Origin of the sequence: Campylobacter sp. P0109, assembly GCF_002138755.1 — a bacterium.
In the GTDB taxonomy this organism is placed as follows: Bacteria; Campylobacterota; Campylobacteria; order Campylobacterales; family Campylobacteraceae; genus Campylobacter; species Campylobacter devanensis.
Map to the genome: position 1 here is coordinate 1 of NZ_MJKK01000014.1, position 8,839 is coordinate 8,839.

Sequence of the window (8,839 nt, forward strand, 5' to 3'; positions counted from 1 at the left end):
AAATTTAAACTATTAAGGGGGGAAATTTAAACTATTAAGGGGGGAAATTTAAACTATTAAGGGGGGAAATTTAAACTATTAAGGGGGGAAATTTAAAGATTAAAGGTAGTGATATTAATGTAATCTCGTTTTAATCTCTCAAATATCTAGATTAGTGGCAGGGGGAAATCCTGCCGCTTTTTCTGCTTTAGTTTGTCAGCTTGACAAATAAAGGGTTAAGGAATATAATTAGATTCAGTATTATACAAGGAGTTAATAAATATGCGGCAAGGTATTCTTAAATAAACTGTCAATTTGATAGTGGGAACAAAAAGTAGCAGTCCCGTTTCACTTTTAATATGGGGCTTAGTTTTTTGTACCCAGTTTAAGAATACTTTTATCATGTAATTTTATATGCCCGAAAACATATAAGTGTTTTGGGGCTATTGGAGTTATTTACCCAGTGATAGGAGTATTTATCACTGGGTATTTTTATGCCCTTTTTTGGGTGTTGATAGGAGGAAAATTACATGAAAATAATTAACTTAGGCATTCTGGCTCACGTTGACGCAGGAAAGACAACATTAACGGAAAGTTTATTGTATACCAGTGGTGCAATTGCAGAACTAGGGAGCGTAGATGAAGGCACAACAAGGACAGATACAATGAATTTGGAGCGTCAAAGGGGAATCACTATCCAGACAGCAGTGACATCTTTTCAGTGGGAGGATGTAAAAGTCAACATTATAGATACGCCAGGCCATATGGATTTTTTGGCGGAAGTATACCGTTCTTTATCCGTATTAGACGGAGCAGTATTATTAGTTTCTGCAAAGGATGGCATACAGGCACAGACCCGTATACTGTTTCATGCACTACAGATAATGAAGATTCCGACAATTTTTTTCATCAATAAAATTGACCAAGAGGGGATTGATTTGCCAATGGTATATCGGGAAATGAAAGCAAAGCTTTCTTCGGAAATTATAGTGAAGCAAAAGGTTGGGCAGCATCCCCATATAAATGTAACGGACAATGACGATATGGAACAGTGGGATGCGGTAATTATGGGAAACGATGAACTATTAGAGAAATATATGTCAGGGAAACCGTTTAAAATGTCAGAACTGGAACAGGAAGAAAACAGGAGATTCCAAAACGGAACGTTATTTCCCGTTTATCACGGAAGCGCTAAAAACAATCTGGGGATTCGGCAGCTTATAGAAGTAATTGCCAGTAAATTTTATTCATCAACGCCTGAAGGTCAATCTGAACTATGCGGGCAGGTTTTTAAGATTGAATATTCAGAGAAAAGGCGGCGTTTTGTTTATGTGCGTATATATAGCGGAACATTGCATTTGAGGGATGTTATTAGAATATCTGAAAAAGAGAAAATAAAAATCACAGAGATGTATGTTCCGACAAACGGTGAATTATATTCATCCGATACAGCCTGCTCTGGTGATATTGTAATTTTACCAAATGATGTTTTGCAGCTAAACAGTATTTTGGGGAACGAAATACTGTTGCCGCAGAGAAAATTTATTGAAAATCCTCTCCCTATGCTCCAAACAACGATTGCAGTAAAGAAATCTGAACAGCGGGAAATATTGCTTGGGGCACTTACAGAAATTTCAGATGGCGACCCTCTTTTAAAATATTATGTGGATACTACAACGCATGAGATTATACTTTCTTTTTTGGGGAATTTGCAGATGGAAGTCATTTGTGCCATCCTTGAGGAAAAATATCATGTGGAGGCAGAAATAAAAGAGCCTACTGTTATATATATGGAAAGACCGCTTAGAAAAGCAGAATATACCATCCACATAGAAGTCCCGCCAAATCCTTTCTGGGCTTCTGTCGGGTTGTCCATAGAGCCGCTCCCTATTGGAAGCGGAGTGCAGTATGAAAGCAGAGTTTCACTTGGATATTTAAATCAATCGTTCCAAAATGCGGTTATGGAGGGGGTTCTTTATGGCTGCGAGCAGGGGCTGTATGGATGGAAAGTGACAGACTGTAAAATCTGTTTTGAATATGGATTGTATTATAGTCCTGTAAGTACCCCCGCAGACTTTCGGCTGCTTTCCCCTATCGTATTGGAGCAGGCTTTAAAAAAAGCAGGGACAGAACTATTAGAGCCATATCTCCACTTTGAAATTTATGCACCGCAGGAATATCTCTCACGGGCGTATCATGATGCTCCAAGGTATTGTGCAGATATTGTAAGTACTCAGATAAAGAATGACGAGGTCATTCTGAAAGGAGAAATCCCTGCTAGATGTATTCAAGAATACAGGAACGATTTAACTTATTTCACAAATGGGCAGGGAGTCTGCTTGACAGAGTTAAAAGGATACCAGCCAGCTATTGGTAAATTTATTTGCCAACCCCGCCGCCCGAATAGCCGTATAGATAAGGTTCGGCATATGTTCCACAAGTTAGCTTAACAGCTTGCAAAAGTCATATAAAATGAGATTTGAAAGGATTATGAGTGTGTGCCTTGTTACAATAGTGTTGATGAATATATAGCAAGCGAAAAAGAAGATTTAGAAAGCTATAAGGCAGACTTAGAAGAAGCACTGGAAGAACTGAAAGACATGAGAGCGGACTGGAAGCCAGAGAAAGAGCCGAACATGAACGAGGAAATCGAACTCATTAAGAAGTGGGTAAAGGAAAGAGAGGACTTCATCAATGAATAGGACAAGACCGAAGCAGATAGTTATAAGAGTGTCAGAGGAAGAACTTGCACAGATAAAAGAAAAAGTAGAGCAGTCTGGAAAGAGCCAACAGCAATATATCATTGAAGCCCTCACACAGTCGAACATTGTCAATCTGGACGGACTGAAAGAGATATATCCAGAGCTGAAAAGGCAAGGCAACAATCTGAACCAGATAGCCAAGAAGCTGAATGAAAATGGATATGTGGACTATAAGCAAGAGCTTCCTAACACCATGAAAGAGGTGAGAGAAGTATGGCAGTTATTAAAGCAGTATCTTCAAAAGCAGGCATAGGGCAAGCACTGGACTATGTGACCAAAGAGGAAAAGACAGAGGATAAGCTTGTCAGCGGTCTGCACTGTGAACCAGATACAGTAAAGGACGAAATGCAAGCCACCAAGGAGCTGTGGGGCAAGACGGACGGAAGAACCTATAAGCATTATGTGCAATCCTACCATGAGGACGAGGAAATAACCCCGGAGCAGGCTCACAAGAACGCTGTCGAGCTGGCAGAGCATACAAAGGCATGGAAAGGGCATGAAGTTCTGATAGCCACGCATATAGACAAGGGGCATATACACACGCACTTTATTGTCAATTCCGTAAATTATGAGAACGGTCATAAGCTCCAATGGATGTAGGACGGATTTTGCGGACATTCAAAATAAAAAAGAATGTGGAGGTAACAGACAATGGCAAAATCATTATTTGAGGAACTGGGCGGCAAATACGAAAGGCAAGGGGATTATTTGATACCGTGCTTAACTGTACCCGCCGAAGAAGAACAGGCAATAGGCATCTGGGGGCAACGGCATTTAGATTATCTAAAACAGTACCGTAAAGTTACATACACCAATCTTCTTACAAGCGGCAGGCTAAACGCCTACCTTGCCGACATCAACAGACAGGCACAGGAACGCTTTGAAAGGCTCATAGAGGGTATGAAACAGGCACAGGGCATAACGGAACAGCTAAAGGCAGAAAACGCCTTAGAATGGACAGGATGCCTCAATAACATAAGGGCTTGTGCGAGGGAGATTGTGGAAAAGGAAATTATTTTTGCATAAACAGATTTATATCAATATTTAAAGAGATTTTGCTTGGCTATTAAGGGGGGGGGAAATTTAAACTATTAAGGGTAGCTAATTAAGGGTAGTATTATTATTTTTATCCCTTTACAAAAATTAATTAATGTGCTATAATGCTAAAAACGGCTTCTGAAAGGATTTTAATGAAAGAAATTGTTGCATATGACAATCGACTTAACGAGTTAAGATTTCCAGAGTTTAAAGAGCAAGAAATGAATATTTTTTGTAATCTTTTGTATCATTTGAAAGACAAAGAAACACAAATTATTAAATTTACAGTTAGTGAAGTTTCAAATTTTTTTGGCAGTGCGTATGATAGTAAATTATTAGCTTTTATGCTAAAAACTATGGCGGATCGTATGCGTCAAAGAGGATTTGAGTATATAACTCATAATGATGATCGCACATCATATAATTATATTACTATGTTTCCAACATTCAAAATTAATACAATCAAAAATCCAAAAGCGATTGATCATTTAGACGCTGAAATTTTAGAGTCTTTAGAAGTCAGAATTAATCCTGATTTTAGCTATTTAATCAATAAATTGAATAGTAATTTTACACAATTTGAACTAGCTGAATTTATGAGTCTTAGCGGAAAATACGCCAAAAGATTATATATGCTTTTGAAACAATTTAGGAGTACTGGATTATTAAAACTTGATTTTGATGAGTTTAGACGCCGTCTCGATATACCTACTAAATATAGAATATCAGAAATTGATAAAGAAATTTTAAAATCAGCTGTAAAAGAATTATCAGAAGAAAAAAATCTTTTTAATATGCCAAGAACAGCATTTAAAAATCTAAAATATGAAAAAATCAAAGGGCGTGGGCGTGGGCGTGGTGGTATTGTTGTCGGAATTGAATTTACATTTGATAAAGAAACTAAAGAAACTAAAGAAACTAAAGAAACTAACAACAAATCTAAAGAAAACAAATCAGAAATTCAAATAACTGAACATATAGAGCCAAACTTAGATTTATATGTTAGCAAATTAATCAGCACTGAATTTGGAAATGCAAGAATTTTAAATGTAGAAAAACACAACAACAAACTAAAAGTAACATACAGTCTAACGAAAAGTAACGAAATCAAATCTGAATTATTTAACTCAATTGCTGAACTAGAAAGAGAGATTGAACACGCAAAAGAAAAAAATAAAAATATAAACTTAGAAAATTTCAGTAATCTAATGACAAAAATCAAATTTTAAAGGAGACACTATGACAGAAAAAGAATTAACAGACCTACTGCACAGGCTGAATTTAGAGAGTAAAGACTTGCAATCTCAAAGAGAAATTCTATACTCTCAATTAGAAAAAATTGAAGCTGAGCTCAGCGACAGAGAAAAAAGAGCAAATGCAATAAAATTAAGCTTGATGAAATCTTGGGGCGGTGCGTTAAATTTAGATATAAAAATTGATGAAAATTTGCTTTTAAGTGATGATGAACTATTACCAAAAAACGAAATAGAGAGCGAAAATTCAAACGATGAAAGCAAAAAAGATAAAGATTTAGATACAAATTTAGCAGATTTAAGCGAATTAGTAAAAGATATGTAATCGATTTAATTTAAATAAATATTAACGAGCTTGTCGAGATATATATTTATTTAAATAGCTCCACGCTAGTGGCAATTCATTTTCAAAAAATTATCGAACTTGTGAGAAATATTTTTGAAAATGATATTTTCAATTTAAAATACTTTGAGCTTATCGAAAATTATTTAAATTGAAAATGCTTAAACGCTTCTTAAATAATGGCATTGCCATAAAAGAAGCGTTTCGCACGATTTAATATTTTTGAGTTTGCGAAAAAATATTAAAGGATAGTGCGCACTATCCTTTACTTATAAAATGGCAATGCCATCATAAGTAAAACGTGCGATTATATTTTTACTTGACTTATACTCACAAGTTCGCTATAATTTCAAGTAAAAAATATAAAAATTTTGCTAATTTCGACAAGCTTAAATAGCAAAATTTTTTATAAATATAGGGGAAAATATGGCAACAATTGATTATGTTAAATCTGAAAATACTCAAAAAAATGTATTAACTAATTTATATAATAATGTTGAAAAAAAACAAAAAAAATTGCTAGAACAAACAAAAGAAAATGCCGAATTGCTTGAATATCTTAGCGATAAAATAGCAAATGCTTTCAAACCACAATCACAAAATTTCTATACAATAGATAATTCTTTAGCATTTAAAAAATCACAAGAATGGGCGGAAAAAAATCCGCAAGAAGCACAAGAAATAAGAGAAAAAATTTTGAAAGAATTTAAATAATGCAAACAATTATTTTTGATAAAAAAGTAGAAAAATACTTAAATAAACAAGTAAAAGGCGACCCAAAAGGTATCTATGAAGTTAATGTTTTTATTAAAGAAATTTTAGCTAAAAGTGATAATCCAACTATGCTAAAAAACGCAGAAAAACTTCAAGGACATTGGAAAAATTTAGGAAATTTTTGGCGTTGGAAAGTTCGTGATTATAGAATTTTAGCTGAAGTTAAATCAGATTGTTTGATAATTCATATAATAAAAATCGCTCAACGAGAGAATTTCTATCAATAAAAAATGGCATTATCGTCGATTAATTTTCAGAAGTCAAGCGGACATTCATATAAACATAATTTCAGAGAAGACGAGCCATCTTATCTGCTAAAAGAAAAAGACAGAGAGCCAAACGAATATTGGCAACACGAAAAAACAGCCGAACAAATTTTCACCGATGAAGTTGCAAAAATTGAAAAAGGGAAAAAAGGTAAAAGACCAAAATTCGAGAATTCGCACTGGGAGGGAGTGTTAAATTTAAACAGCAATCACACAATGGATGAAGTTAAAAAAGTCGCCGAACATATCGAAAAGAAATTTAATATCACTTGCACTGCAATCGCAATCCATAGGGATGAAGGACACTACACAGACAACGGATACGCCGTTAAAAACTATCACGCACATTTGAATTTTTGCACATATAAAGACAAAAAACAGCAATGGCGATTAGAAAACATAAAACCACAAGATTTGAGAGAGCTACAAACAGAAATCGCCGAAATTCTAAAAATGGAGCGTGGAATAGATAAGCGAGAAAGTAAAAGACAGCGATTAGAACACAGAGAGTATAAGCAAAAAGAGCGAGAATTAAAAGCGATAAAACAAGAATTAGAAGCTAAAGACAATGTAATACAAGCTAAAAATCAAGTAATTCAAGATAAAGATCAAGAATTAGAAGATGAAAAACTATCAAAAAAACGATTAAAAGAGATTTTAGAAGCCGAGCGAAAAGCGATGATAGCGGAAAATAATAAAAAATCTATTTATATCGCAGAAGACTACAAAAAATTACGAGAATTAAAAGAAAAACAAGATATAACAATTACTGAATTAAACGCAGAAATCGAAAAAATCAAGCAAGAAGCACAAGAGCGAGAACACAAAATCAAAGAAATCTTATATGATAGAATTGATAAAAGAGAAGCCGAGCTCAAGGAAAAAGACAAAGTAATACAAGATTTAAATCAAGAGCTAGAACAAGAAAAGCTAAGCAAAGCTGAGTTAAAAAAAGAGCTTGAGCAACTGCGAGTAAATAGTAAAAATCAAGGATTTAGCAAAGAATTCTTTCAAGAAATCAATCTTGAAAAGAAAAAATTGCGATTTGATAATAAAAAAGAGCTTGAAACGTGGTTTCAAAATTTGGTTGAAAAACACACAAAAAAGAGCTTTTTGGGGAATAAAGTCAATAACGATGCTATTTTCGAAGAAATGTATAAATTGTATCAAGAACCATACAAAAAAATAGAAATTCAAAACGCTGAAATATCTGAGTTAAAAGCTGAAAAACAACGATTTCACGAGCTTTTAGAACAAAATCCAGCATTGAAAGAAGCATATAATCACGCTTTGAAAGCCTTAGAAGAAATTAAACAGAAAAGAACTGGATTAAAAGAGAAAATCGAAAAATGGCAAGAAAATAACAAAAGAACATTAGATAAAATCGAACATTCAGAGCAAGATCAAACACATAATGAAGAAGATGATCTCGGCATAGATAAAATCTTAATCCACAAAAACGAAGACAAAACACAAGAAGACAACAAACCAAAAATACGCAAATATCGATAAAATCGCCTTTTGGTGGATTCTGCTTCTTTCTGAGCTCGTGCTGAGCTCGTGCTGAGCTCGTGAGGGTTATCCTGCCTAATTTTCTCTTTTTCTTTTTTTAGTGCTACATTGTATCTCACTCTAAAAAATCGTCAAGAGCGTCGCTCACTTTGTTCGCTCGTGGATTTTTCGCTATCGCTCAAAACTCTTGACTATTTTTTATCGCTCAATTTTTTCGCACTTAGAAAAAAAAGAAAAAGAAAAATACGCTCATAAACGCACAAAATACCCCCTAAAATCAAAAAAAACACTTTAATCCATACCAACACACCACCCCCCCCCTAAAATGCTTAATTTTGCTAATTTATGGTTTTTTGCGTATTTTTGTGCTTTTTTGTGATTGTGGTGGTGATGATGGATAGCAAATCAAACACAACACACAAATAACACTAATTTTCCCCTTAAATGTGAGAGAAAAGCATTGAGCGAACGAAGTGAGCGATTATATGCTTTTCGTGTGAGCGAATGCGAACATATGCAAATCTGCTTTTTTGAGCGTAGCGAAAAAATGCTAGGTAGCAAGTTTGCACCGATTAAAATTACACGCTACTTTGGTAGCGTGTATTAATAAATAAAAGTTCAAAAATCAGAGATTTTTGATTTACCTAAAATTAAAAATAATTTAACTTTTTTGTGGTATGTATGTGCGTATGCGTGTATGCACATACGCGCGTTTTTTTTTATTTTTTTTTATATATTTTTAGGGGGTCTTCAAAGCTCGATTTTATGGGTATTTGCGGATTATTAAGGGGGGAAATTTAAACTATTAAGGGGGGAAATTTAAACTATTAAGGGGGGAAATTTAAACTATTAAGGGGGGAAATTTAAACTATTAAGGGGGGAAATTTAAACTATTAAGGGGGGAAATTTAAA

The 8,839-nt window shown here is 34.4% G+C and carries 11 protein-coding genes; all 11 read left to right on the top strand.

Annotated elements, in window-relative coordinates:
- The first annotated feature begins 509 nt into the window (after positions 1-509).
- On the top strand, positions 510-2,429 hold the full coding sequence (gene tet(O) / locus CIGNP109_RS08150; protein WP_086228892.1) for a tetracycline resistance ribosomal protection protein Tet(O): 1,920 nt from the start codon (positions 510-512) through the stop codon (positions 2,427-2,429).
- Positions 2,430-2,477: 48 nt separating this feature from the next.
- Positions 2,478-2,681, top strand: a complete 204-nt coding sequence (locus CIGNP109_RS08155; protein ID WP_086228893.1) for a hypothetical protein — start codon at positions 2,478-2,480, stop codon at positions 2,679-2,681.
- Positions 2,674-2,994, top strand: coding sequence for a plasmid mobilization protein (locus tag CIGNP109_RS08160; protein ID WP_002595443.1), 321 nt, complete (start codon positions 2,674-2,676; stop codon positions 2,992-2,994). The genes CIGNP109_RS08155 and CIGNP109_RS08160 overlap by 8 nt, the downstream gene beginning before the upstream one ends.
- Positions 2,955-3,341, top strand: a complete 387-nt coding sequence (locus tag CIGNP109_RS08165) for a relaxase/mobilization nuclease domain-containing protein (RefSeq protein WP_201789964.1) — start codon at positions 2,955-2,957, stop codon at positions 3,339-3,341. Before CIGNP109_RS08160 ends, CIGNP109_RS08165 begins: the two co-directional genes overlap by 40 nt.
- A 51-nt stretch (positions 3,342-3,392) precedes the next feature.
- Positions 3,393-3,767, top strand: coding sequence for a TnpV protein (locus CIGNP109_RS08170; protein ID WP_001129922.1), 375 nt, complete (start codon positions 3,393-3,395; stop codon positions 3,765-3,767).
- A 164-nt stretch (positions 3,768-3,931) separates the two neighbouring features.
- Positions 3,932-5,008, top strand: a complete 1,077-nt coding sequence (locus tag CIGNP109_RS08175) for a replication initiation protein (protein WP_180378836.1) — start codon at positions 3,932-3,934, stop codon at positions 5,006-5,008.
- 10 nt (positions 5,009-5,018) lie between these two features.
- Positions 5,019-5,357, top strand: coding sequence for a hypothetical protein (locus CIGNP109_RS08180; protein WP_086228895.1), 339 nt, complete (start codon positions 5,019-5,021; stop codon positions 5,355-5,357).
- Between the two features lie 444 nt (positions 5,358-5,801).
- Positions 5,802-6,089 carry a hypothetical protein gene (locus CIGNP109_RS08185; protein WP_086228896.1) on the top strand — a complete coding sequence of 96 codons (288 nt, stop codon included), beginning with the start codon at positions 5,802-5,804 and terminating at the stop codon, positions 6,087-6,089.
- Positions 6,089-6,376, top strand: coding sequence for a type II toxin-antitoxin system RelE family toxin (locus CIGNP109_RS08190; RefSeq protein ID WP_086228897.1), 288 nt, complete (start codon positions 6,089-6,091; stop codon positions 6,374-6,376). Before CIGNP109_RS08185 ends, CIGNP109_RS08190 begins: the two co-directional genes overlap by 1 nt.
- Before the next feature lie 3 nt (positions 6,377-6,379).
- Positions 6,380-7,927: a hypothetical protein gene (locus CIGNP109_RS08195; RefSeq protein WP_086228898.1), complete on the top strand. Its 1,548-nt coding sequence runs from the start codon at positions 6,380-6,382 to the stop codon at positions 7,925-7,927.
- Between the two features lie 460 nt (positions 7,928-8,387).
- Positions 8,388-8,534, top strand: a complete 147-nt coding sequence (locus CIGNP109_RS08490) for a hypothetical protein (protein WP_180378837.1) — start codon at positions 8,388-8,390, stop codon at positions 8,532-8,534.
- Positions 8,535-8,839: the final 305 nt, after the last annotated feature.